Raw genomic sequence first — 25,031 nt, 5'->3', positions numbered from 1 at the left:
GTGCATAGCGGTATACTAACAGGAGGAATAAGCATAAATGAATGCAAGGTAAAAGAGCACGTCATCTTTATGCGATCCAGCCGCCATTCAATCGAAGGGCGGTTGGAGGACAATCTTCAAGTTTGATTACCACAGTCTCCGGTACCCCCATGCCACGATTATGGATTTGCTGGATACTTTTTGATAGCTTAAAAAAGCATAGAAATTACCAGAATCTAAGATGCAATCCGCCAACACGGCTGTTGGCTTCTGAAAATTTGGTAGACAAAATGTAAACAAAACGCCAAAACCACCCGATTCCGCATGGAATCGGGTGGTTCATTATGCCTTAAAAAGTTGCGGAAATCAGCTTTTTTCTTATTTTTTGCTCTCTGCGACGGCAACAGCGACGGCGACGGTTGCGCCGACCATGGGGTTGTTGCCCATGCCGAGGAAGCCCATCATCTCCACGTGGGCGGGGACGGAGCTGGATCCGGCGAACTGCGCGTCGGAGTGCATCCGGCCCATGGTGTCGGTCATGCCGTAGCTGGCGGGGCCGGCACCCATGTTGTCGGGATGAAGCGTGCGGCCGGTGCCGCCGCCGGAGGCCACGGAGAAGTACTTCTTCCCCTGCTCGTTGCACTCCTTCTTATAGGTCCCCGCCACCGGATGCTGGAACCGGGTGGGGTTGGTGGAGTTGCCGGTGATGGACACGTCCACGCCCTCGTGGTGCATGACAGCCACGCCCTCGCGCACATCGTCCGCGCCAAAGCAGCGGACATTGGCTCGCTCTCCCTCGGAATACCGGACCTCCCGGACAATCTTCAGCTCGCCGGTGTAGTAGTCAAACTGGGTCTGCACGTAGGTGAAGCCGTTGATGCGGCTGATAATTTGGGCTGCGTCCTTGCCAAGGCCGTTGAGGATGACCCGCAGGGGCTCCTTCCGGGCCTTGTTGGCGTTGCGCACGATGCCGATGGCACCCTCCGCGGCGGCAAAAGACTCGTGACCCGCGAGAAATGCGAAACACTTTGTCTCGTCCCGCAGCAGCATCGCGCCCAGATTGCCGTGGCCAAGGCCCACCTTGCGGTCCTCCGCCACGGAGCCGGGGATGCAGAAGGCCTGCAAGCCCACGCCGATGGCTTCGGCGGCCTCGGCGGCGGTAGCCACGCCCTTTTTCAGCGCAATGGCTGCACCCACGCAGTATGCCCAGCAGGCGTTGTCAAAGCAGATGGGCTGAATGCTTCTGGTGATTTCATAGGGATCAAATCCCGCAGCCTGACAGAGCTCGCGGCACTCCTCCACGGAGCCGATGCCATACTCTTTGAGGACAGCGTTGATTTTTGCAATTCTTCTTTCGTAGCTTTCAAACAGAGCCATATTCCTGTCCTCCTTTCTTATTCCTCGCGGGGGTCAATATATTTGGCGGCGTTTTCAAACTGGCCGTAGTGAGACTTGGCCTTTTCCAGCGCCTCGTTTGCGTCCACGCCCTTTTTCACAGACTGCATCATTTTGCCAAGATTCACAAACTCGTAGCCCACAATCTCGCTGTCCTGATTCAGCGCTACGCGGGTGACGTAGCCCTCAGCCATCTCCATATAGCGGGGCCCTTTTTCCCGGGTTGCGAACATGGTGCCGATCTGGGACCGCAGGCCCTTGCCCAGGTCCTCCAGAGACGCACCGACGGGCAGGCCACCCTCGGAAAAGGCGGTCTGGCTGCGGCCGTAGACAATCTGCAAAAACAGCTCCCGCATGGCGGTGTTGATTGCGTCGCACACCAAATCGGTGTTCAGCGCCTCCAAAATGGTCTTGCCCACCAGAATTTCAGAGGCCATGGCGGCGGAGTGGGTCATGCCGGAGCAGCCGATGGTTTCCACCAGCGCCTCCTCAATCACACCCTCCTTCACGTTCAGTGTCAGTTTGCAGGCCCCTTGCTGGGGAGCGCACCAACCCACGCCGTGGGTCAGTCCTGAGATGTCCTTCACTTCCTTGGCCTGCACCCACTTTCCCTCCTGAGGGATGGGCGCCGGGCCGTGATACGCGCCCTTGGCCACAGGGCACATATGCTGCACTTCGGTGGAATAAATCATATGAACGCTTCCTTTCCTGCGTTTTTCAAAACAGACGGGTCCGGGGGATTCTGTTGTTGAATTCCGCAATTATTATACTGGTAAACGATTAACCTGTCAAGGAAGGAAAACCAGTATATCCGGCAATTATTAAAGAAAACCGAAAGGTTTTTAAGAAAAACTTTTACGGCCAGATCAAGAGGGAAATGAAACGCCGACCTGCGTTCGGGCGGCTTTTATCTCATTCAAATGCATGCGGAAAAACAAGGGGGAGACGCCCGACACGGGCGTCTCCCTTTCAAGAGATAAAATTGTCTTCGCTCTCCGCACAAAGCTTTTGGCGAAAAGATTTTTTCTCAGCGCACCAGGTAGCTTCCAAACAGAGAGAGGAAAATAGGATTGTAGATGTCGTCAATCAGCACGGCAAAGGAGGGGTAAAGCACCCACGCCACGTTGTGCCATCCGTATTGGTCCATCACCGCTTTTTCGTTGGCCACCGCGTTGGGTCCTGAGCCGCAGCCCCAGCCGCAGTTGCCGGCGGTCATTACCGCCGCGCCATAGTTCCGGCCGAACATGTTGTAGGAGATGAAGATGCCGAACAGGGCCATCAAAATCGCCTGTGCCAGCAGAATCAGGCCCATCTTCCCGGCTACGGAAGCCAGTTTCGTAATGTCAATGGTCATCAGCACCAGCGCCAGATACAGTTCCAGGAACATATGCTCAATGGCCTCTACCTCGGGGACATAGAATTTGATGTGGAAGCCTTCCATCACATTGCGGGCAATGGCGCCGGCAAGCAGACAGCCGATAAACTTAGGCATCTCAATATTGGGGATGCTGTCCAGCAGCATATAGATGGGCATGCCCAGCGCGGCCAGCAACAGGCACATCGCGAACATGGAGATCATGCGGCTGTTGTCCAACCGGGGCTCCTGCCCGGCGTTCAGGGATTCGGGACGGTCGTTCGGGTCAGATTTCAGACCGTGGCGGCGAATGAGGAACGCGGCCACGGGGCCGCCGATTAAGGAGCCCATAATGTTGCCCATCGTTCCGGCGGCAACGCCCACCGTGGTGGCGTCAACCGCGCCCATGCCCTCAAAAATGGGGCCGAAGGCGGATGCGGTGCCCACGCCGCCGGACATGCCGGAAGAGGAACACTGAAGCGCAAGCAGAGGATGCAGGCCGACCAAATTACCCACAGTCACGCCTACCAAGTTCTGAAGCGTAATCAGAAGGCATGCGGCAATGGCAATCATGGCACACAGTTTTCCGCCCGCATGGCGGATCATCTTCCAGCTAAAGCCAAAGCCTACGCACAGGAAAAACAGGTTTTGGCAGAGGTCCTGAACGACCTTCGTGTCAAAGGAAAAGGCCATTGTCCCAGAAACTTTAATCAGGGCAATGATCAGCGAAAAAAGCAGACCGGAAACCACGGGGGCGGGGATTGCATACTTGCGGAGTAGCTTGGAGTGCCCCACCATGGCGCGGCCGCAAAAGATGACGATGGCGGCAAAGCCCAACGAGGTGAGGTACTCAAATTTGAAGGCGGCTATCGCTCCGTCCGCCGCAGGGGTTAAGGTTCCGAAGTAATCCAGGATTGTTTCCATTTGGTTTCTTCCTTTCTGTTTAGGTCCGGCAAAGCAACGTTTTAATAAGTATGGGTATATATGTAGGGAAGAATACGGAATTGCTTAAAATCTGCATAAGTAGTTTAGTCGATTTAGTAGTTTAAAAACGAGTGCCTTGTGTATTCCGACCGTTTTTTGAATGGACCGCAAGGAAGTATACCTCAGGAGGAAGATTTCGTCAAGGCTTCCCTTAGCCGACGCCGACGATAAAGCGTGCTGCGGATGTGGGCACATCCGCAGCACGCTTTTACTGCGATTGATTGACTTCGAGCCGGGCAAAAAACTCCCGAAAGGCGGCGGCATAAGCCTCCTTCATACGATAAATGGCGAACAGCTGGGGAGTTCCTTGCCCGCACCGGGTATTCTCGCATTTTGCAAGAAGAAAAAATTTTTAAGCAGCGGGGATGGAAAGAATTTGGCCGATTTGAAGCTCATTCGGATTTTTGAGGGTGGCAATGTTGCGCTTGTAAATCACACCCCACTTGGTTCCCGTGCCGTAAAACTTCTGCGCGAGATTCCACAGGCAGTCGCCGGCCTTTACCGTGTAGCTCTGGTCGCCGTCCACGGGGCCAGAGGGGTTGACGACGGGCTCGGGCACCGGCGCGGGGACAACGGGGCTCTCGGTGGCAATGGCGCTCAACTTGCCCTCTGCACGCAGAGCCGGGCCGTTCAAGGAGGCCACGTTGGGGGTGCGCCCATCTTCGGAGGTGGGGACGGTGAGCGCGCCGGAGCGCACCTTCTCATAAATCAGATCTTTCTGAGGATCGTTCATATCCGCGCCCGTGATCTTCCAGTTGTTGTCGCACTGGGGCATCAGAGGGGTTTTCAGCCCGGCCACGTAGTCGGTAATCATATCCCGAATTGCGCCGCCCTCATACACCACGTCGGATTCGTTCAAAAGACCCGCATTGACCAGCCCGCCGTAGCGGTAGTTGTTCAGCGCCAGCACCAGGGTCTGGTCGTCCGCCAGAGATTTGCCCTGATAGGTGACGTTCTGGATGCGGGAGCCGGTGGGCTTGGAGATGTTGATCTCGTAGTTCACACCTGCAAATTCGTCGTAGTTGTACATCCGGATATTGGGATTGAAGCTGATGGTTACGTCGCCGGGGATGTATTGGTTAAAGAAGTCACCCGCCTGCCGTTCCATAATGGCCTTGAGCTGCTTGCCGGTGACCTTCACGCCATAAAGTGTGTTGTCATACTTGTAGATCTTCACGCTGTCCCGATTCAGGAAGGGGCCTTTTTCCAGGTTGGAGTTCGCGTCGAACAGGGCTGCTAAAGACACGTCCGCCTTCGCGTTTTCCATTTGTACCGTGTTGATGAGATCCACAACGGGGTTGTCCTGCAAAATGGCATTGGGGATGCCGGGAAGCAGCTCGACAGGGTTCAGGAACGTCTCGCCTACTTCGCCGACTACCGTGGAGGCCAGAGCTTTGCTCTTGTCGTCCAGCGCCTTGTAGCGCTTCAAAAATGCGGCGTCGGGTTTCACGGCGGAGCAGTCAAGCAGGTCGCCGTCAGCCTTCGTCACATCCCAGCCGCCATCCTTTTTTGTCAGGGAGAGGGTTAACTTGGAGACGTACTGCCCGTTGGAGCCCGGCTCCAGCACAGGGATGCCGTTGATGGTCTCGTCCACCACGGCGTGGGCGTGGCCGATGAACAGTGCGTCGATCCGGTCGCCGTAAGTCTCAGCAATCTGGCGTGCGCCCTCGACGCCGTATTCGCCGTCCAGCCCGTAGTGCACGGAACCGATGATCACGTCGGCCTTCCCCTCCAGCTCGGTGAGAATTTTGCCCGTTTCCTCCATGGGGGTGGTGAAGGTCATGTTGTCATAGTGGGTGGGGTCGGATTTTTCCCAGATGGGGATGTGAGGCGCGTCGATGCCGAACACCGCCACCTTCACGCCGTCAACGTCGAAGATGTGATAGGCGTCCAGCCAGCGGGCACCGTCTTTGCGGTAGATGTTACCGGTCAGAGTTACGCCCTGAAATTCTTTAATCTCTTTGGTTAAGTACTTAAATTCAAAGTTAAACTCATGGTTGCCCAGAGTCCACACGTCGTAATCCAGATAGTTCAGCGCGTCGATCATAGGGTGGGGCGTATCGGTCCTAAACTCCTGAATGTAGTTGGCTTGGGTGGAATCGCCGGTGTCAATGAGAAGTAGCTTGGGGTCGACCTTTCGTTCCGCTGTGATGATGGCCGCCGCGTGGGCCATGCTGGTTTTGTTTTCCTTGTTGGACGCGTAGTCGAAGGGATTCACCATGCCATGCAGATCGCTGGTCTGGAGAATGGTAAGGGTTCGGGTATCCTCCGCCGCCAGAGCGGGGACAGCCAAACTCACTGCCATCACCAGAGCCAGAAGCAGCGCCGATAACTTTTTCCGTTTCATTCCTCAGCCTCCTCAAAATATTTTTAATGGGGATGGATTCATTATAGTGCCAAGCTGTTTTTTTTACAACAGCTTTTCCAAAATTAGGAGAAAAGGTTCTTTGATAAAAACTGCGCACCTGCCGTCTCATGGAACAGCGGGTGCGCAGCGTAATCCGGTAAAAGCGTTTCCGACGCAGTTTTATTCGGCTTCAAGCCGGGCCAAAAGCTCCCGGCAGGCGGTGGTATAAGCCTCCTCCTCCATCCGGTAAATGGGAAGCTCTTCCGGCAGTTCTTCACCCCGCCGATTGTAAATCGCAGAAATCAAATAGCGCAGAAGGGGTGGGTTTTTCACCAGAAGGGGACCCGTCAGTTCAGAGGCAAAGACGTTGTTTTTCCGAAAGCCCTCCGGTCCCTGCTCCTTCTCGTTGCCATAGCCCAAAGAGAGCTTTGTCACAAGGGGCGTGACGATGCCGCTTACCAACGTACAGGAGTTCATGAAGCCCACCACAGGCTCCTCGTACAGGTCCGTATGTCCGTATACGTCTCCCACAAACCGCTTTTTTCCCTGCTGGCTGCTGAAAGCGCCCACCCGGAGACCCATATAATACGTTCCCGCTGCGTCCGTGATGGACTGGCCCAGCATCTGCATGGCCGTTCCGCAAAAAAGCATTGCCACGCCATCGTCCACCGCGGAACGAAGTTCCTTCCCGAAACGGACCAAATCCTCAATAGCTACCTTTTGATTGCGCTCTGTTCCTGCGCCCACAAACACAAAATCCGCGTTTGAAAAATCAATGGCATCGCCAGGGTGAAGTACCTCCACTGTGACGGTGTTGCCCATATCCTCCAAGTGGCGGCGCAGAATCGCAAGGTTTCCCCAGCTCCCGTAGAGGTTCATCAAGTCGGGATAAATGTGCAAAAACCGAAGTTCCATCACACAGCCTCCTTTTCCACATGGGCCAGAAGCTTATCCCGGTCGGAGAAGCAGGTGAGGACGTACAAGTCCTCTCCCCCGCTGTTTTTCAAGGCTTCACAGGCCTCTGCAATGTCGGGATGCAGTTCAATTTTCTCTCCCGGCACATCCGTAAAGGATAAACGGACCGCAAGGTCGGACGCATACTGCCCGCACAAAAACACCCGCTGCACCTGCTCGCGGTTCAAGAGGTCAAAGTCAATGTCCCACAGCCAGCTTGTCTCACTGGTGTAGTATTTGCGGCTTACCGCGTCCACAATCACCATCACCGTGCAGGGGTCCTCCGTGGCGTTTACATAGCGCAGGTTCGTGTCGTAGGCAATGGAGTTTTCGTGCTTGCTGGTAAGCAGCATCCCGTGGTGCGCCCCCAGAAGAAAACGGACCATTCGCCCATTTTTCAGAATATAATTGTCGATGGTTTTTGCAATTTCTGTGCCCGGCACGCCGCATTCCCGGCACACGGCACAGGCCGCCAGAATATTATAGACGTTGTATATGCTGCGGAAGGCCAGATGGACAGTCAGCGCATCGCCGATGCGCAGAATCCCCTCGTCCAAATCCAGCTCCGTGGCGGCATAGTCGATTTCAAAGGGGCGGGCAAACTCGCATTCATTGCAGAAATAGCTGCCAATGTGGTTGAAATGATAGTAACGGTATTCCATGGGGGCTTTGCACACCGGGCAATAGGCCCCGTCGTGGTAGACTCCGGAGGGTTCCTCCGTGGAAATAGAGCAGCGCTCCAGCCCAAACCATTTCACGTTGTCCCGGTTCACGCCGAAGCGAGCGGAAAGAGGATCGTCGGCGTTGAGAATCAGCCGCGTCTCTGGAAACATGGCGGGCGAAAGCGCGTCAAACACCCACTCGGGGTGGCCGTTCCGGGTCAACTGATCCCGGTACAGATTCGTGACCACAAAATGGGTGGGGTGGAAAAATTGAAAACTGTGGACGGCGTACCGCTCGTCAGACTCAATCAGCAGCACGTCGGCCTTCATTACGCCCCCTAAGGTACAGTGGGTCAGTACCGTGGTGGTCACGCCCTCAATCTGATTGGAGCCTTCCTCATTATACACCACGTTTTTTCCCGCCGCGCGCAAAATGGAGGCGATCATCTCCACGGTGGAGGTCTTGCCGTTGGAGCCGGTGACGGCGATCACCAGCGGGGGCAACGTCACCTGACGCAGAATGTCCGGACAGATCCGCAGCGCGAACTTGCCGGGCAGGGAGCTACCGCGCCCCACCAGCTTTCCCACAAAGCGGCCCGCCTTACATATCAGGATGGCAAGAAGCTTTTTCATGGCTCAGAGCTTTCCTCCTTTTCCGAAAAATCGCGGAACTCCGCGATAGCTCGTACGGGTGCGCCGTCCGCATCCATAAATTTCATCGGCAGGGCAAAAAACATCATGTCCTTCCGGCCCACCACTTTTTTCAGGCACAGACTTTCAACGATTACAAGCCCGCCGCCAAGCAGCGTCTTATGAACCGGGCGGCACGGGGTAGCCAGCGTGTCCACGCTCAGCGCGTCAGTCCCCACGCCTTTTAAGCCGCAGGAGACGAGATACTGCGCCGCCTCCTTGTCCGGGACAGGGAAGGTGTCTTCAAAATAAGCGTCAGTGCCCCACTTTTTCTCCCAGCCGGTGTAAAACAGGACAAAATCGGTAGACAGCACGGCGCCGTTGAGTCCGCGCAGAAACTCCGCCGTGATGACCTCACCGGGAGTAAGGGCGGACACGTCCACCACTGCCGCCCGTCCGCAGAACTGAGATACGGGCAGCACATCCAGCGTGGACCCGTGGGACAGAATGTGGGACGGAGCGTCCATATGGGTGCCGGTGTGGGAGGCAAATTGAAGCAGCGTCTCCCGATAGCCGTTCCGGGTCAGATTTCCGGTGGACTGGAACACGGGCTGAGAGGTGCCGGGATAAACCGGCATGTCTTCGCAGATGGTGTGCGTCAGGTCGAGAATCATAGTATAACTTCCTTTTCCCGAAAGTAAACCGCGCGCCATTTTTCAAAGCGCGCCTTTTTCAGATGACTTGGCCGGTTTGAGTGTGGGCAAAGTCAGCGGCTGAGATAAACCATTAAAACGGCGATGTCCGCCGGGGACACGCCGGAAATCCGGGATGCCTGTCCCATGTCGGCGGGGCGAAGGTCGGCCAGCTTCTCCCGGGCCTCCAAGCGAAGCCCCCCGATGGAGGCATAGTCCAAATCCCGGGGAAGGGCCTTGCCCTCCATCTTGCGGAAATCCTCCACCTGTTTTTCCTGTCGGCGGATGTAGCCTTCGTACTTCACATTCAGTTCCACCTGCTCCGCTTCGGCCGGGGTTAGGGCGGGGCGGCCGGGGTCGAAGGGGGACAGCTCGTCATAGTGAACACGGGGGCGGCGAAGCAGGTCGATCAAACGGCAGCCGTCGGTGATATCTGCCGTCTCCTTTTCCGCAAGAAACGCGGATAAAGCCGTCGAGGGACCTGTGCCCGAATGCGTCAGGCGGCGAATCTCCCGGTCTACCCGGGCGTATTTTTCCTCCACCGCCCGTAAGCGGTCGTCGGATACCAGACCAATCCGGTGGCCGATGGGGGTTAGCCGCCGGTCGGCGTTGTCTTCCCGCAGAAGCAGGCGGTATTCGCTGCGGGAGGTCATCATGCGGTAAGGCTCCTCGGTTCCCTTGGTCACAAGGTCGTCAATCAGCGTTCCAATGTAGGATTCCGAACGGGAGAGGACCACCGGGGGCCTTTCCAACAACTTCATGGCGGCGTTGATCCCCGCCATAAAACCCTGCACCGCCGCCTCCTCATATCCGGAGGAGCCATTAAACTGCCCCGCGCCAAACAGGCCCGGAATCTTTTTGGATTCCAGCGTCGCATACAGGGCCAGAGGGTCCACGCAGTCGTACTCGATGGCGTAGGCCGGGCGGGTCATCTCCGCGCGCCCAAGGCCCGGAACACTGTGGAGCATTTCAAGCTGAATCTCCTCCGGCATAGAGGAGGAGAAGCCCTGTATATACAGTTCCTCCGTGTTCAGCCCCATGGGCTCCACAAACAACTGATGGCGCTTTTTGTCGGGAAAGCGGACTACCTTCGTCTCAAAGGAGGGGCAGTATCGGGGACCTACGCCTTCGATAACTCCTGCGTAGATGGGGGAGCGATCCAGGTGGCCCAGCGCAATCTGCTTTGTTTCCTCCGTGGTCCAGGTCAGCCAGCAGACCGCCCGGTTCACCGGCGGCAGTTCGGTGGTAAAGGAAAAGGGGGGAGACGACTCGTCTCCTGTTTGCAGCTCCATCTCGTCAAAGTCCACGCTGCGGGCGTTGACGCGGGGCGGCGTGCCGGGTTTAAACCGGCGAAGAGGCAAGCCAAGCTGCACGAGAGAGTCCGTCAGGCGGTTTGCGGCGTGCATTCCGTCAGGGCCGGAGGCTTCCACGCACTCTCCGATGAGCGTTCGTCCATTCAAATAGGTGCCGGAAGCAACAATCGCGGCCCGAACAGAATACACCGCCCCCGTGGAGAGCACCACCTCGCTCACCGCACCGTCCCGGGTGCGGAGCTCCACCGCTTCGCCCTGACGGACAGTGAGGTTTTCCTGCCGTTCCAGCGTATGCTTCATCCGCTCCTGATATTTCCGCCGGTCCGCCTGCGCCCGGAGAGACCAGACCGCAGGGCCCTTGCCCCGGTTTAAAAGGCGGTACTGAATGCAGCACTCGTCTGCGGCTTTTGCCATTTCACCGCCCAGCGCGTCCAGCTCCCGGACAAGGTGACCTTTGCCGCTGCCGCCGATGGCGGGGTTGCAGGGCATGTTGCCCACCGCGTCCAGATTGATGGTGAACACCACGGTGCGCAGGCCCAGCCGGGTGGCCGCCAACGCTGCCTCGATGCCCGCGTGACCCGCGCCAATCACTGCAATATCAAATTGTCCGGCATGAAATTCTCTCATGGTCAATCCTCAAAAAAGTCCCCGGAGGGGACTGAATTCATAGCTTTCGCCGCAGTGTCAGAGTCGCTACTTCCGGCCGGTTGAACAGCCGTGCGGAGGGATAGATGTTGCCAAGACCCCGGGAGACAAAAAGCTCTGTGCCTTCCACCGAGTAAAACCCGGCAGTGTAAGACGGAAAAAGGCCCTGATGGGGGTCCACAAGTCCGTCGGTAAAAGGAAGGCGGACAAGGCCGCCATGTGCGTGGCCCGCCAGTGTCAAATCATAGCCCAACCGGTAATACTCCGTGGCAAAACGGTTGTTCCGATGGGCCAGCAGCAGGCGAAAATCGTTTTCGCCATAGGTATCCAGCAGCTCCTGTGTCACGGCCTCGGGCGTTTTCTGGTCGGCGTAGGCATTGGGGTCGTCCACGCCGGAGAGAAGAATCCGCTCTTCGCCTCGCTCAATGGAAACGGTTTGGTTTCTAAGGCAGGTCACGCCCGCGCTTTCCAGCGCGGCGCAGACGTCTTCCGCCTGACGCAAGACCCATTCATGGTTCCCCGTCACATAATAGGTTGGCGCCAAGGCCGACAGCGCCCCGCCGATGGCGGCAGCGTATTGAAGTGGTTTCTTCGTGTACTCGTCCACCAGATCACCGGTGAGCGCAATTAAATCCGGCGACTGGGACGCCACCGCGTCCAGCAGGTGCTTGTTTCCCACCCCAAATTCCTTCCCATGAAGGTCGGAAAGCTGAACAACCACAAGCCCGTCAAACCCTGCGGGCAGGCGGACGGAGGAAAACTCCGCCCGGGTTACTTCCAGCGCGTTGTTCTCCCAGATTCCAAAACCGGTCAGTGCCAAAACAATTAGCGCCGTCCCCGCAATGCGGCGGCGCACGGTGGTTTTTTTCATTAACAGCGTCCCTCAAACCGTTCTTCGCGCCGCCAAAGCAACACGGTCCGGGCCGCCGAAAAATACGGCGGCGGTTTACGACGATTGTAAGTGGTCATGACCACTCCGCATATGGTGATTATAACATAAATTTATGACCTCTGACGAGATGAAAATTCAACAAAGAACCAAAAATAATTTGCCTTTTCTGAGGGGCGTCTCGTGAGATATGACAAAACCAAGGGATGTCCGACAGCGTTTTGGGTGTAAAATGGAGTTTACCAATAAATGCGAAAAGAAGTAAATTGTAAGATGCACATAAAAAAATGTTAAGTTTTTGTAACAAGCGTCAAAAAGTACTTGCATATTAAAAAAAAGAAGCTATAATAAAAATTACAAAAGAACAGAGAGGAGGCGCATACAATGATGCAGAACGACAAGTTCACAGCGTTTGATCTGGACGACCTGATTTATGGCACTGCCACGCAGGTACCCAGCGATCGCTAAAGCAGCAACGGAGCCGCGCTTATAAAAGCGTGGATTTTTTCTATTTTGGGAAGAAATTGGACCTGAACCGGAGGCGGACGCGCCCCGGCAGGCCGCTGCCGATGACACGTAAAATGAATGAAATGGATTTGACGCCGCGAGGAAAAGCCTCGGCGGCGTTTTTTGGCGCTTTAGGGGCATATTAGGGGAATATTAAAGTGCGGTGGGCACAAAAATACCCGTATCCCCACTGAAGCAAATCAATTGCGCGATTTTGAGCAACGAATTGGAAAAATAAGTGGATTTCCCCAATTGAATGTGATACATTTAAACCATAAAGTGAAATCTAAAATTTTACGCCAAACTTGCGGAAGGGAGGAAACGCCCACATGAATGCAAAGAAATACGCAGCCCTGCTGTTGTCCGCTGTACTTCTAACCGGCTGCGGGAATTTTTTGGGAGTGGCGATTTCTCCCGCCGGTACCAGCACCGAGCAGGCGATGCCTGTTTCCGAGCCGCCGCAGGAAAATTATACCGAGTCGGCGGAGAGAATGGACGCGGCAGAAACCAAGGCCAGCCCGCGGGAATTGACGGAGGAAGAAGTTTTTGCTGCCTATGACCGGGCCGTGGCCGCGTATGAGTGGTTTGAGATGAATCCCCTGCCCTGCGTGGGGCCCATGCGGCAAGAAAACGGGGTCAACTATCAGCGGGTGAATTACGCGGGGATTGATACGCTAAACGATTTGGAGACTTACCTGGAAAGCCTTTTTTCCGAGGATGTGATTGTCCGCCTTTTGGACCGGGAAGCACCTGCCCCCAGATACCGGGATATTGACGGTGTGCTGTATGCGCGCCCTGACGACCGCCTGGCAGACACGGGAAAGGGTGCTGCTTCTGCCGCCGTGGAGCGGGAGGAGGACGGGTCTTACCTCATCAATGTGACGGTGGATTTGTTGGATAGAGATCAGGTCACGGTCACCGGAACGGAGTTTTATGCGTTTCCATATCGGGAAGTAAATGGCCGCTGGGTATTTTCGCAATTTGAACTGGTATATTGAGTCCCGACGGGGGATTCGTTTGTGTGACTTTTATAAAAATAGAGAAAGACGGGTGCTAAGGGGACCCGTCTCTTCACATTTTTGGAGGCAAAGCTGAATATTAATAAAAAAATACGGAAGATTTCGTGTAAAAGGATAAATAAACCATCTTGTAAAAAATTTTCCGTATGTTAAAATATATGCGACGTAAAAATAGCTAACAAATTACGGCATGAAGAGGAGTGGAGAAAACGTATGGAAAACATGTTCTGGATCGGCTTTGTCGGCTTTGCGCTTGCACTTAGCTTTGCTTGGGTGCAAAAGAAGAAGGTCATGAGCTACTCAGAGGGAACGGAAAAAATGCAGAAGATTGCGGCTGCTATCCGGGAGGGCGCCAACGCTTATCTGAAGCACCAGTATGCCACTGTGGCAAAGGTCTTTGCCGTAGTGTTTGTGATTTTGCTGGTGATGGCCTTTGCTTCCGGCGGGAAAATGCTCTCGAAATTCACGCCATTTGCCTTCCTCACCGGCGGTATCTGGTCCATGTTGGCGGGCTTTGTTGGCATGAAAATCGCCACCAATGCCAACGCCCGTACGGCACAGGCCGCATCCGAAAGCCTGAATAAAGGTCTGCGGGTGGCGTTTTCCTCCGGCTCCGTCATGGGATTCACGGTCGTGGGCCTTGGCATGCTGGATATCTCCGTGTGGTACTTTTTGCTGCACGGCTTCTTCGGCATAACCGATGCAAACCAGCTTGCCAACATCATGGTGATGAACGGCATGGGCGCTTCCTTTATGGCTTTGTTTGCCCGTGTGGGCGGCGGAATCTACACCAAGGCGGCTGACGTGGGCGCAGATCTGGTGGGCAAGGTTGAGGCTGGTATCCCTGAAGACGATCCCCGCAACCCCGCCACCATCGCTGACAACGTGGGCGACAATGTGGGCGATGTGGCCGGTATGGGCGCCGACCTGTACGAGAGCTATGTGGGCTCCATTCTGGCGTCTTTTGCTCTGGCCACCGTGGCCGGGTATGGCTACGCGGGCATGCTGCTGCCCATGCTGATTGCGGTGTGCGGCATCGTGTGTTCCATTATCGGCTCCTTTTTCGTCAAGACGAAGGAGGACGCCACCCAAATGTCCCTTCTTCGCTCCCTGCGCACCGGTACATATCTTGCCGCCGTGCTCTCCGCCGTTCTGGCCGCGCCGCTGACGTTTTACACCGTGGGCAACTGGGGCGTGTATGTGGCCATTCTCTGCGGTTTGGTGGGCGGCTGCGCCATCGGCTATTTTACGGAGTACTACACCTCCGATACCTATAAGCCCACTCAGAAGCTGGCGGCCTCCTCCGAGACCGGCTCTGCCACCGTCATTATCGGCGGTCTGTCTCTGGGTATGCGGTCTACGGCGGCCTCCATTCTCATTGTGGCTGCAGCGGTGATCATCAGCTTCTTTGCCGCCGGCAGCGGCGATTTTGCAAGGGGACTGTACGGCATCGGGATTTCCGCAGTGGGCATGCTGTCCACGCTGGGGATCACTCTGGCGACGGACGCCTATGGCCCCGTGGCTGACAACGCAGGCGGCATCGCCGAAATGGCGGGGCTGCCCGAAGAGGTCCGGGAGCGGACCGACGCGCTGGATTCTCTGGGGAACACCACCGCCGCTACCGGCAAGGGCTTTGCCATCGGCTCCGCCTCTCTCACCGCGCTGGCTTTGCTGGTGTCCTATGTGAACATTGTGGAGCAAAAAGGCTTTGTGATGAACCTGTCTATCACCAGCCCCACGGTGTTGGTGGGCCTGTTTATCGGCGCGATGCTGACGTTCGTGTTCTCCGCATTCACCATGAGCGCGGTGCAAACCGCCGCACAGTCCATCGTGATGGAGGTCCGCCGCCAATTCCGGGAGATTACCGGAATCATGGAGGGGAAATGCGACCCGGATTACGCCTCCTGCGTGAGCCTTTGCACTAAGGGTGCTCTGCGGGAAATGGTGGCCCCGGCCTTGCTTGCCATTACTGTCCCCATCCTGACTGGTCTGATTCTGGGGCCTGAGGGCGTGGTGGGACTGCTTGGCGGCGTGTCTGTCACAGGGTTTGCCATGGCGGTGTTCATGTCCAACGCCGGCGGCGCATGGGACAATGCCAAGAAGTACATCGAGTCTGGTCATCACGGCGGAAAAGGCTCCGATTGCCATAAGGCTGCCGTTGTGGGTGACACCGTGGGCGATCCCTTCAAGGACACTTCCGGCCCCTCTTTGAACATTCTCATCAAGCTCTGCTCTACCGTATCCATCGTGTTCTCCGGTTTGGTTATTGGGTTTAACCTGATGGGAATGCTGTAAGACATAATCGTAAGAAAAGCCCCGCCGAGGCATGGCCCTGGCGGGGCTTTTGTGCGCCGTAGCTGATGATTTCTTCGCTGTTCGCCGGTTTCGAGGCAGGGGTAAAGAACCCCATGGAGGAAGTAAAAATTTGCGGTGTCAATGCTTCGCGGTTGGGTCTTCTCGTCTTTTTGTTCGTTGTACTTGCCGCCGCGGGAAAAAAAGCGTATTATAAAAAATGGCCCAGCAAAGGGGCATCTTGAAGCGTTTTGAGGTGATCTTATGAAATCAGGAATTGTAATGGAGGGCGGCGCGCTGCGCACCGTTTTTTCAACCGGCGTGTGTGACGCGTTGCTGGACGCAGGGCTGATGCCCGGCTATTTTATCGGTGTGTCTGCCGGGGCGGCTTACGGGGTAAGCTATCTCTCACGGCAAAAATGGAGAAATCTGAATATTCTCTGTCACTACGCCAATGATAAACGGTATATGGGTGTAAAGAACCTTCTGAATCCCGGAAATCGGTGCTATTTTGGGCTGAAATTTTCCTATGAGGAGATTCCGAATCAATATGTTCCCTTTGATTACGGGGCGTTTGCGGCCTATCCCGGCGAGGCCGAGGCGGTTTTGACAAATCTTGAGACGGGAAAGGCGGACTATCTGCCCATTCCCCGAAACAGTGTGCAGTCTGCCGTTTTAAAAGCCACCTGCGCCATGCCACTGCTGTTTCCTATCTTTCACATTGACGGGCAGCCTTATCTGGATGGTGGGTGCGCAGACCCCATTCCGTGGCAGCGGGCGGTGGACAAGGGCTGCGACCGTATTTTGGTGGTGCTGACGCGGGAGCGGTCTTATATCCGCAAACCGGAAAAGTCCGACAGCCTGATCCGGCGGCATTACCGGCAATATCCCAGATTCCTCGAAACCATGGACCGGCGCGCGGACGCGTACAACGAAAACCGGGAGCGCCTCTTTGCGCTGGAGCGGGCGGGGCGGGCCATGGTGATTGCTCCGGCGAACACGAAAGGCTATTCCCGCACGGAGAGAGACACGGGAAAAATCCGTTCCCTGTGGCAGGACGGTTATTTTCAGGGCCGTGCGGCTGTGCCGAATTTGACGGACTTTTGGGGCGGAGATTGACCTGCGGGAAATTTTTATAAGGAATTTATACCATGGGGCTTCCTATCTCGACAATTTTTTTATATAATACCCTTGCGCAACCTATTACGGGTTGCGCTTACATACGAATGCGGCGGGGGAGAGAACAGGTGAGACTGCTCCGCGAACAACAAAGGAGAACCGTTTGATGGACATTTTTTCCGTCTTCACCCTCTGCGGAGGTCTGGCCTTTTTCCTCTTTGGCATGAACATCATGTCCAACAGTCTTGAGAAAATGGCGGGCGGCAAGCTTGAGAGAACGCTCAAGCGCATGACCTCCAATCCGATGAAGAGCTTGCTGCTGGGCGCAGGCATCACCATTGCAATCCAATCTTCCTCCGCCATGACGGTGATGCTGGTGGGGCTGGTGAACTCCGGCGTGATGGAGCTTGGGCAAACCGTGGGCGTGATCATGGGCAGCAACATCGGAACCACACTGACCGCGTGGATTCTCTCCCTCAGCGGAATCGAGAGCGATAACGTGTGGATAAACCTGATTAAGCCGGAAAGCTTTTCTCCACTGGTTGCTCTGGCGGGCATCCTGCTTATCATGATTTCAAAAAAACAGAGACGGCGGGACATCGGCCGTATTTTTATGGGTTTTTCCATTTTAATGTACGGTATGGAGCTGATGGCTGCATCCGTCAGTCCGCTGAAGGACATGCCCGAATTTGCCAGCATTCTCACCGCGTTTAATAATCCCATGCTGGGCGTTCTGGTTGGCGCGATGGTGACGGGTGTCATTCAGTCCTCCGCCGCTTCGGTGGGTATTTTGCAGGCGCTGGCCATCACCGGCTCCATTACCTACGGCATGGCCATCCCCATCATCATGGGCCAAAACATTGGAACCTGCGTCACCGCGGTTCTCAGCTCCATCGGCGTCAGCCGCAACGCAAAGCGAGTGGCGGCCGTTCATATTTCCTTTAACGTCATCGGGACCACCATCTGCCTGATTTTGCTTTATGGCGTGGGAAGTGTGATAGACCTGTCGTTTATGGACGAAACGGCGAGCGCGTTCAGCGTCGCCCTGTGTCATACCATTTTTAATGTCTTTACGACGCTTACTCTGCTTCCCGCATCCAAGCAGCTTGAAAAGCTTGCCTGTGTGCTGGTTAAGACGGATACCAAGAAGGATCAGTTCGCGTTTTTGGATCCTCTGCTGCTTCGCACGCCCGGCACGGCCATCAACGAGTCTGTGGCCATGGTGGGAGAGATGTCCAAGGTGGCCCGAGAAAACGTTCTTTTGGCTATGGAGCAGTTGGAGAGCTATTCCTCCACCCGGGAAGCGAAAATTTTGGAAAACGAGGACAAACTGGATATTTACGAGGATCGCCTGGGCGACTATCTGGTCCAGATTTCCCGCCATGGACTTTCGGGGGAGAGCAGCCGTCAGGTAAGCCGGATTCTCCACTCCATCGGGGATTTTGAGCGTATGGGTGACCACGCGCTGAACGTGCAGGAGTCTGCGCAGGAACTGCACGACAAGCAGTTGGCGTTTTCCGACGCCGCCCGAACGGAACTGAAGGTTCTTAAAAGGGCGCTGGAGGACATTATGGATCAGGCCATGGGCTGCTTTGCAAGCAACGATCCCGACGCCGCCGTCCGCGTGGAACCGCTTGAGGAGACGATTGACCGGTTGATTGAGGAAATTCGTCTGCGGCACATTGATCGGCTGCAATGCGGCGCATGCACCATCCAGTTGGGTTTTGTGCTCAACGATCTTTTGACCAACTTCGAGCGGATTTCTGATCACTGCTCCAACATCGCCGTCTCCGTCATTGAAATGAGCCGCCGGGATGTGGATGCCCACACGTATCTGCACAATATCAAGCACGACAGCAACTTTGTCCGGGATTTGCAGATAGACATGAGCCGTTATACGCTGCCTGCGGTGGAGAGAGGTCCCTCCGGGCAGGATAAGGAGTGCATGATCTGAGTACCCTCTTTTTATACCAGTGAACAGAATAAAAAATGCGCATTTTTTTGAGTTAAATCAGACGGTATGGTCTTCGCCATCGACCTGCGGGGTAGACGCTTCTTTCTCCGGCTGTTGGGGAACGGATTCCTCAGCAGAAGGTTCCGCGGCACTCTCCGTTGTGGTGACAGTGTTCTCCCCGCCGGCATTCTCCGCTGGGATGGGAGGCTCGATCTTCTCAGAGATCATGCTGATGCGCTTGGCGGGGGCCTCGATACCCGGCGTGTCCTGCCGGGTGGAGGCGTATTGGTCCTCCACCAGAGCCGGGTCCCGGCCCTCGATAATGGCAACCATTTCTGCGCCGGTGATCGTCTCCTTCTCCAGAAGGTAGGCAACCACCTTATCCATGTCCTCTCGATTTTCCCGAATAACGGATACCGCGTTGCCATAGCACTCGGTGAGAATCTCTCGCACAGCCTTATCCATGGCGGCGCAGGTGTCCTGTGCGCAGTCCATGCCGTAGCCCCCGTCCAGATACTGGCTGCGGCGGGAAGCCAGGGCCATCATGCCAAATTCGTCGCTCATGCCATACATGGCCACCATGTTCCGGGCCACCTGTGTGGCATCCTGAATGTCCTGCGATGCACCGTTGGTCATGGTGTCCATGACCACTTCTTCGGCAGCGCGGCCGCCCATGGAAACGGTGATTTTCGCCAGCAGCTCATCCCGGGTGCGCAGCTCGGTTTTGTCCTCCTCGGGCATCAGCAGTGTATAGCCCAGAGAGCCTTGGGTGTGAGGAACAATGGTGATCTTCTGCACCGGTTCGGTGTTTTTCTGCTTAAAGGCCACCATGGCGTGGCCCACCTCGTGGTATGCCACCAGCTTTTTCTCAAATTCCGTCAGCACGCTTCCTTTTTTCTCCGTGCCCGCAATTACCAGTTCAAAGGCCGCAAGCAAATCAGCCTGATTTACTGCCTTGCGCCCAAGACGCACAGCCCGCAGCGCCGCCTCGTTCACCAGATTTGCAAGGTCTGCACCCACGGTACCCGCCGTGGCCAGCGCCACCTTTTTCAGATTTACGTCCTCGCTCAGCCGGATGTTTCGGGTGTGGACCTCCAGCGTGGCCAGTCGGCCGGCCAGATTGGGCCGATCAATGATGATGCGCCGGTCAAACCGGCCGGGGCGCAGCAGCGCCTGATCCAGCACCTCCGGGCGGTTGGTGGCCGCCAAGAGAATGACGCCCTTGGTGGGGTCAAAGCCGTCCATCTCGGCCAGAAGCTGGTTTAAGGTTTGCTCCCGCTCATCGTTGCCGCCCATGCGGTTATCTCGAGATTTACCAATGGTGTCAATCTCGTCGATAAAGACGATGCAGGGAGCCACCTTGCTTGCTTCCTTAAAGAGGTCCCGCACGCGGCTGGCGCCCACGCCCACGAACATCTCCACAAAGTCCGATCCGGAAATGGAGAAGAAAGGAACGCTGGCTTCCCCAGCCACGGCCTTGGCAAGCAGGGTCTTGCCGGTGCCCGGAGGGCCCACCAGCAGCGCGCCCTTGGGCAACTTTGCGCCGATTTCGGTATATTTTTGCGGATTGTGCAAAAAGTCAATAATCTCAGTGAGTGATTCCTTTGCCTCGTCCTGTCCTGCCACGTCACGGAAGGTGACGCCGGTGGATTTTTCCATATAGACCTTGGCATTGGCTTTGCCTACGGAGCCGACACCCCCGATGCCGCCCATTCCGCCGCCCCGCTTGGCCATGATGCGGAATACCAAAGATAGCAGCAGCATCATGATGGCGAAGGGAAGGATATAGGATATCAACATCTCCAGGATGGGGCTGATGGGCGCGGTATAGGGGGAGCCGAAGTCCACATTGTGCGCCAACATCCGGGAAATCAACTGGTCGTCGTTCAGCGCCTTGGTATAAAGCTGAAATTTCCCGTCGTCCGTCTTGTCCTTATGCCCCCACAGCCCACTGAGGTTTGTGGCGGTGGACGACTGGGGTTTGTCGGTGGATACCGGCTTCTGGGCCTTTGGCATGGGCCCGTATGTTTCGCCGCCCTCGTCGGTATAGGTGAAGCCCTCTGTGGGAGTGATGTGGGCAAGGCCCGTATTAGCCTCGAATTCCACCTTTGCAATTTTGTCCGATTCAATCAGCGAGATAAATTCGCTGTAGGTAATCTCCACGGAGTTTTTGTTATCGGAACCGGATACCCACGCGCCTGCATAGCTGAATACAATTGTCAGCAGCAGCGCCCAGCTCACCAGAGAAAGTAAGCCGCGCCAGTTATTCCCTCCGTTTTGCCCGTTTCGGTTGGGCCCGTTTCTGTTTTTACGGTCGTTATTTTGACTCATCGAATGAATACTCCTTTGCCTGTTAAAGCGCTGGGTTAAATTATCAAGCAGTATACCATAAAAAGAAGGATGCTACAAGAACGCTTGTTGGCTTTTCCATGAAATTTCTGTGAATTCCACTTTATTGTGTGCGGAAACTGTGATACAATCATGGTAATTATTGATTCCGCACAAAACGCCCAGAAGCTGGAAAAAATGGCGTTTTGTCCGCCCGTATGTGGGCCGGATACTTGAAGCGGCTGAAGGAGTACCTATGGACAGTGAAAAGAAAGACCTGCTTACCGCCGAGGCGGACGGCATGATCGAGGGCCGCAACGCGGTGATCGAAGCCCTGCGTGCGGGCGAAACCATTGATAAAATTTATCTCGCCCGGGGCGAGACGGACAAAACTCTGGGCCACATTGCCTCCAAGGCCCGGGCGGCCGGCGTGGTGGTGGTGGAAGCGGACCGGCGGAAGCTGGACGGCATGAGCCGGACTCATGCCCATCAGGGCGTGATTGCGCTGGCCGCCGTGCGGGAGTACGCCTCGGTGGAGGACATTCTGGCCATCGCGGAAAAGCGGGGCGAGAAGCCCTTGCTGGTCATTTGCGATGAGATTTCCGACCCCCACAATCTGGGGGCCATTATCCGCACCGCAGAGTGCGCGGGAGCTCACGGAGTGATTATTCCCAAGCGCCGCAGCGCAGGACTGACGGCCATCGTGGCCAAGACGTCTGCCGGGGCCGTGGCCCATCTTCCGGTGGCCCGGGTGCCCAACATTCCGTCACTGCTGAAGGATTTGAAAAAACAGGGCTTGTGGATTTTTGGAACAGCGGCGGACGGAACCACCGGCCTGTACGACGCGGACCTGCGCGGACCTGCCGCGATTGTCATCGGCAGCGAGGGCGAGGGTATGACCCGTCTGGCGGCGGAAAACTGCGATTTTCTGGTGAGGATTCCCCTGCGGGGAAAACTCAGTTCGCTGAACGCTTCGGCGGCAGCGGCGGTGCTGCTGTACGAGGCGGTGCGCCAGAGGAGCTGATTTTAAAAAGATAGCCCCGGGCGAGAGAACATGGGAGAGAGAAATGGCTGAGATCAAAGACAAAAAACCATATGACGCGCTCATTGACGCGGAGGATTTGACCGCCGGGACCGATGTGGTCCCGGAGGGCGATTTTTCTTTGGAAGAGATTCTGGCGGAGTACGGCGGTGGTCGTCGCCGGCGCATTCTGGAAGAAGCGGAGGCTTTGGCTGCCCCGGAGCTGGAGGCGCAAGACGCGGCTGTGACGATGGGGGAGGAGCCTGCGTTTGCCCCGCCGCCACAAGAGGAGCCGGATTTGGACGAGCGTTCGGACGAAGAACCGGAGGAACTCCCAGACGAGGAGCCGGACCTCCTCGTGCCCGAGGAGAGCCTGCCTCCCCCGCCCCGGCCCGTCTCCATCGAGCAGACCGTGGGACAGACGGTGGAGGACGTGATGGATGCGCAGGAGTCCCTGACGGCGGCACAGCGCCCCCGCCGGGGCCTGTTTTCCCGGAAAAAGATGCCGCTGGAGGATACGGAGCAGCTTTACGAGCCGCCCGGCCCTCCGCCGGACCCGGAGCCGGAGGAACCGCCCGTGGCCCCCGAGCCACCTTTGGACGAGGCCATGCGGTTTGCCCAGAAGCGCTGGCGGCGGCTGCGCCGTCCCCTGCCCGTGTCTGCGCTGATCTGCCTGTTGCTGCTGGCGCCTTGGGCGGCGGAAGCCGCCGGATACACCGTCCCTCTTTGGACGGGAGACGAGACGCTGCAAACCGCCGTTTCTGCCGGAGCGTTGCTGTTGCTGTGCATTTTGTGCAGTGGTGTGTTTGTCCGCGGAATTTCTCGATTGACCCATAAGTTTTTTACGGGAGAGCTGCTGCTCTCCTTCTCCGCTGTGGCAGCTTTGCTTGACTGCGCGGCGGTACTCTGGCTTCCGGGGCGGAGCGCCGCCCCGCTTTATGCGCTTCCCGCCTGCGTGGGGCTTTTCTTTGGTCAGTGGGGCGTTTCCCAACGGGAAAAGGCCCGGTGCGACACGTTTCGCACCGCCGCATTGGATCTCACGCCGCCCTATCTGGTGACGGATTTGGAAACGGGGGCTTGTAAGCAACCGGGCCGCGTTCCCGGATTTTGGACCGATGTGGAAAAGCCCTCTCTCTCCGAGATTTGGCAGGCGGCGCTGCTTCCGGTGGTGTTTGTTGCCTCCGTGGTGTTCGCGGCCCTTGGCTCTGTGGGGCAGGGGCGGAATGCGGATTTTCTTCTAAACTGGTCCGCGATTCTCGCGGCTTCCGCAGCGCTGATGCTGCCTATGACGGACGCGCTTCCCGCCACGCGGCTTGCAAAGCGTCTTCAAAAAGGCGGCTGTGCTGTGGCGGGCTGTGCCGGGGCGGAGCGCATCAGCCGCAAAAAATCTATGGTGGTGACGGATCAGGACTTGTTCCCCCCTGGAACGGTGAGCCTGAACGGTGTGAAACTCTTTGGTGAGGAGATGCCAAGGGTCGTGTCCTATGCCGCGTCTTTGGCCCGCTGCTCCGGCTGTGGGCTTCGGCGGCTATTTGACAATCTGCTGGTATCCGAGGGTGGAACGCTGCAGACTTTGGACGATTTCAGCTTCTATGAAGAGGGCGGATTCTCTGCCGCCATTCGGGGAGAGTCGGTGCTCTTGGGCACCGCGTCCTTCATGCGCAAAATGGATGTGCGCCTGCCAAGCGGGCTGAATCTACGCACCGGTGTTTTCCTTTCCATTGACCGAGAGCTGGCGGCGGTGTTTGCCGTGAAGTACAAGCCCTCGGACAATGTGGATTGGGCGCTGCGGCTGTTGCGCAGAAACAAAATTCAGCCGATTCTCGCCTCTCGGGACCCCAATGTGAACCCTGGCTTGCTAAAACGGAAATTTACCGCCAAGGTGAAGATTCAGTATCCCACGCTTTCCGACCGTGTGGCTTTTTCCGAGCAGGAGAGCGCCCAGGGCCGTCCCCGGGCGCTGCTGCTGCGGGAAGGATTGCTGCCCTATGCCGAAACCGTGACTGGCAGCCGCCGTCTGTGCCGCGCGGTGCGCAGCGGCACGGCACTGACACTGCTTGCCTCCGTGGCAGGGTCTCTTCTCAGCTTTTACCTGACGGGGCTTGGCAGCTATGCGCTGATGGGGCCTTTGCGTCTTCTGGCGTTTTCCCTGCTGTGGACGGTGCCGGTGTTCCTGCTGGACCATACGGCGGGGCGGTATTAAGGATCTACGGCGGATACGTCGGGAAATTCAGTGGAAATTCCCTCCATGGCAGCGGTTCCAAATAAATTAACAGAGAAACAGGGACGAAAAATATGACCTATTACAACCGCTACTTTGCAACGCTTTATGACTTGATTGCCTGTATGACCGCAGCGGTGGACTTATTGGATGTGAGGGTTTCAAACCACCATCAGCGTGTGGCCTTTATGTCCTTGAAGCTGGCCGAGCAGATGGGTCTGTCACTGGAGGAGCGGCGGGCGCTGGTGCAGGCGGCTTTGCTGCATGACATCGGCGCCTTGACGTTAAGCGAGCGATTGCAGCTCGTAACCGGCGAGGCTTCCGAGCCGGAGGGGCACGCCCGGATTGGGGCCAGGTTTTTGGAGGATTTTCCCCCTCTGCGCTGTGAGGCGGAAATTGTCCGTTTTCACCACGTCCCATGGAAAAACGGCGTGGACGCAATGCACCACGGCGCGAAGGTTCCCCTGCTCTCCCATGTGCTGCATCTGGCAGACCGGGTGGTGGTGCAGATCCGGCCGGACATGAGCGCGATCAGCCAGATAGGGACCATCCGGGATATTATTTCCGCACAGCGGGGCGAGGTGTTCGTGCCGGAAACCGTGGATGCGTTTATGCAAATCAGCCTTCAGGAGGCGCTGTGGCTGGAGTTGGTGGATGGACCCCAGATTCATGACTTTCTGGACGAGCTGTCATTGGACGCGGTCAAGCTGACGCTGGATGAGGCGG

Annotated in this window: 18 protein-coding genes; 8 read left to right on the top strand and 10 right to left on the bottom strand. The window is 56.6% G+C overall.

The window, feature by feature from the left end; genetic code table 11:
- Positions 1–357 precede the first annotated feature (357 nt).
- The 9 genes from RT018_RS01795 to RT018_RS01755 form a co-directional block, all read right to left on the bottom strand.
- On the bottom strand, positions 358–1,356 hold the full coding sequence (locus RT018_RS01795) for a GGGtGRT protein (protein WP_312938837.1): 999 nt from the start codon (positions 1,354–1,356) through the stop codon (positions 358–360).
- Positions 1,357–1,373: 17 nt separating this feature from the next.
- Positions 1,374–2,066: an iron-sulfur cluster assembly scaffold protein gene (locus tag RT018_RS01790; RefSeq protein ID WP_312938836.1), complete on the bottom strand. Its 693-nt coding sequence runs from the start codon at positions 2,064–2,066 to the stop codon at positions 1,374–1,376.
- A gap of 335 nt (positions 2,067–2,401) precedes the next feature.
- On the bottom strand, positions 2,402–3,652 hold the full coding sequence (locus tag RT018_RS01785; RefSeq protein ID WP_312938835.1) for a sodium/glutamate symporter: 1,251 nt from the start codon (positions 3,650–3,652) through the stop codon (positions 2,402–2,404).
- Positions 3,653–4,064: 412 nt separating this feature from the next.
- Positions 4,065–6,059 (bottom strand): 5'-nucleotidase C-terminal domain-containing protein, encoded by a 1,995-nt coding sequence (locus tag RT018_RS01780; protein WP_312938834.1) that lies wholly within the window; start codon positions 6,057–6,059, stop codon positions 4,065–4,067.
- 180 nt (positions 6,060–6,239) lie between these two features.
- Entirely contained in the window at positions 6,240–6,974 is a 735-nt protein-coding gene (locus tag RT018_RS01775; RefSeq protein ID WP_312938833.1) for a hypothetical protein, read from the bottom strand.
- Positions 6,974–8,308 carry a MurT ligase domain-containing protein gene (locus RT018_RS01770; RefSeq protein ID WP_312938832.1) on the bottom strand — a complete coding sequence of 445 codons (1,335 nt, stop codon included), beginning with the start codon at positions 8,306–8,308 and terminating at the stop codon, positions 6,974–6,976. The genes RT018_RS01775 and RT018_RS01770 overlap by 1 nt, the downstream gene beginning before the upstream one ends.
- Positions 8,305–8,979: a cyclase family protein gene (locus tag RT018_RS01765; RefSeq protein WP_312938831.1), complete on the bottom strand. Its 675-nt coding sequence runs from the start codon at positions 8,977–8,979 to the stop codon at positions 8,305–8,307. The genes RT018_RS01770 and RT018_RS01765 overlap by 4 nt, the downstream gene beginning before the upstream one ends.
- A gap of 92 nt (positions 8,980–9,071) precedes the next feature.
- Complete coding sequence (gene mnmG / locus RT018_RS01760; protein ID WP_312938830.1) at positions 9,072–10,937, bottom strand: tRNA uridine-5-carboxymethylaminomethyl(34) synthesis enzyme MnmG; 1,866 nt, start codon at positions 10,935–10,937, stop codon at positions 9,072–9,074.
- Between the two features lie 37 nt (positions 10,938–10,974).
- Positions 10,975–11,826: a metallophosphoesterase gene (locus RT018_RS01755; RefSeq protein WP_312938829.1), complete on the bottom strand. Its 852-nt coding sequence runs from the start codon at positions 11,824–11,826 to the stop codon at positions 10,975–10,977.
- An 854-nt stretch (positions 11,827–12,680) separates the two neighbouring features.
- On the opposite strand from RT018_RS01755, the gene RT018_RS01750 reads away from it, so the two are divergent.
- The 5 genes from RT018_RS01750 to RT018_RS01730 all read left to right on the top strand — a co-directional run bounded on the left by RT018_RS01750 (position 12,681) and on the right by RT018_RS01730 (position 18,735).
- Positions 12,681–13,349 carry a hypothetical protein gene (locus RT018_RS01750; RefSeq protein ID WP_312938828.1) on the top strand — a complete coding sequence of 223 codons (669 nt, stop codon included), beginning with the start codon at positions 12,681–12,683 and terminating at the stop codon, positions 13,347–13,349.
- A 234-nt stretch (positions 13,350–13,583) separates the two neighbouring features.
- Positions 13,584–15,665, top strand: a complete 2,082-nt coding sequence (locus tag RT018_RS01745) for a sodium-translocating pyrophosphatase (RefSeq protein WP_312938827.1) — start codon at positions 13,584–13,586, stop codon at positions 15,663–15,665.
- Between the two features lie 113 nt (positions 15,666–15,778).
- Positions 15,779–15,907 carry a hypothetical protein gene (locus RT018_RS01740; protein ID WP_312938826.1) on the top strand — a complete coding sequence of 43 codons (129 nt, stop codon included), beginning with the start codon at positions 15,779–15,781 and terminating at the stop codon, positions 15,905–15,907.
- Between the two features lie 19 nt (positions 15,908–15,926).
- The gene (locus RT018_RS01735; RefSeq protein WP_312938825.1) at positions 15,927–16,781 is read left to right on the top strand and encodes a patatin family protein; all 855 of its coding nucleotides are present in this window, start codon (positions 15,927–15,929) and stop codon (positions 16,779–16,781) included.
- 166 nt (positions 16,782–16,947) lie between these two features.
- Positions 16,948–18,735, top strand: coding sequence for a Na/Pi cotransporter family protein (locus RT018_RS01730; RefSeq protein WP_312938824.1), 1,788 nt, complete (start codon positions 16,948–16,950; stop codon positions 18,733–18,735).
- A 57-nt stretch (positions 18,736–18,792) separates the two neighbouring features.
- Here RT018_RS01730 and ftsH read toward each other — a convergent pair whose 3' ends face one another.
- Positions 18,793–21,066 (bottom strand): ATP-dependent zinc metalloprotease FtsH, encoded by a 2,274-nt coding sequence (gene ftsH / locus RT018_RS01725; protein WP_312938823.1) that lies wholly within the window; start codon positions 21,064–21,066, stop codon positions 18,793–18,795.
- A 253-nt stretch (positions 21,067–21,319) separates the two neighbouring features.
- On the opposite strand from ftsH, the gene rlmB reads away from it, so the two are divergent.
- The 3 genes from rlmB to RT018_RS01710 all read left to right on the top strand — a co-directional run.
- Positions 21,320–22,087, top strand: coding sequence for a 23S rRNA (guanosine(2251)-2'-O)-methyltransferase RlmB (rlmB, locus tag RT018_RS01720; protein ID WP_312938822.1), 768 nt, complete (start codon positions 21,320–21,322; stop codon positions 22,085–22,087).
- 43 nt (positions 22,088–22,130) lie between these two features.
- Entirely contained in the window at positions 22,131–24,287 is a 2,157-nt protein-coding gene (locus tag RT018_RS01715) for a hypothetical protein (RefSeq protein ID WP_312938821.1), read from the top strand.
- Between the two features lie 92 nt (positions 24,288–24,379).
- Positions 24,380–25,031, top strand: a 652-nt coding sequence (locus RT018_RS01710; RefSeq protein ID WP_312938820.1) for an HD domain-containing protein, incomplete at its 3' end; no start/stop codon positions are given.

It is taken from the genome of Oscillibacter sp. (genome assembly GCF_032060045.1).
Classification (GTDB): domain Bacteria; phylum Bacillota; class Clostridia; order Oscillospirales; family Oscillospiraceae; genus Oscillibacter.
Note: the sequence above shows the minus strand (reverse complement) of the source record. Positions and strands in the feature narration are given on the sequence as shown.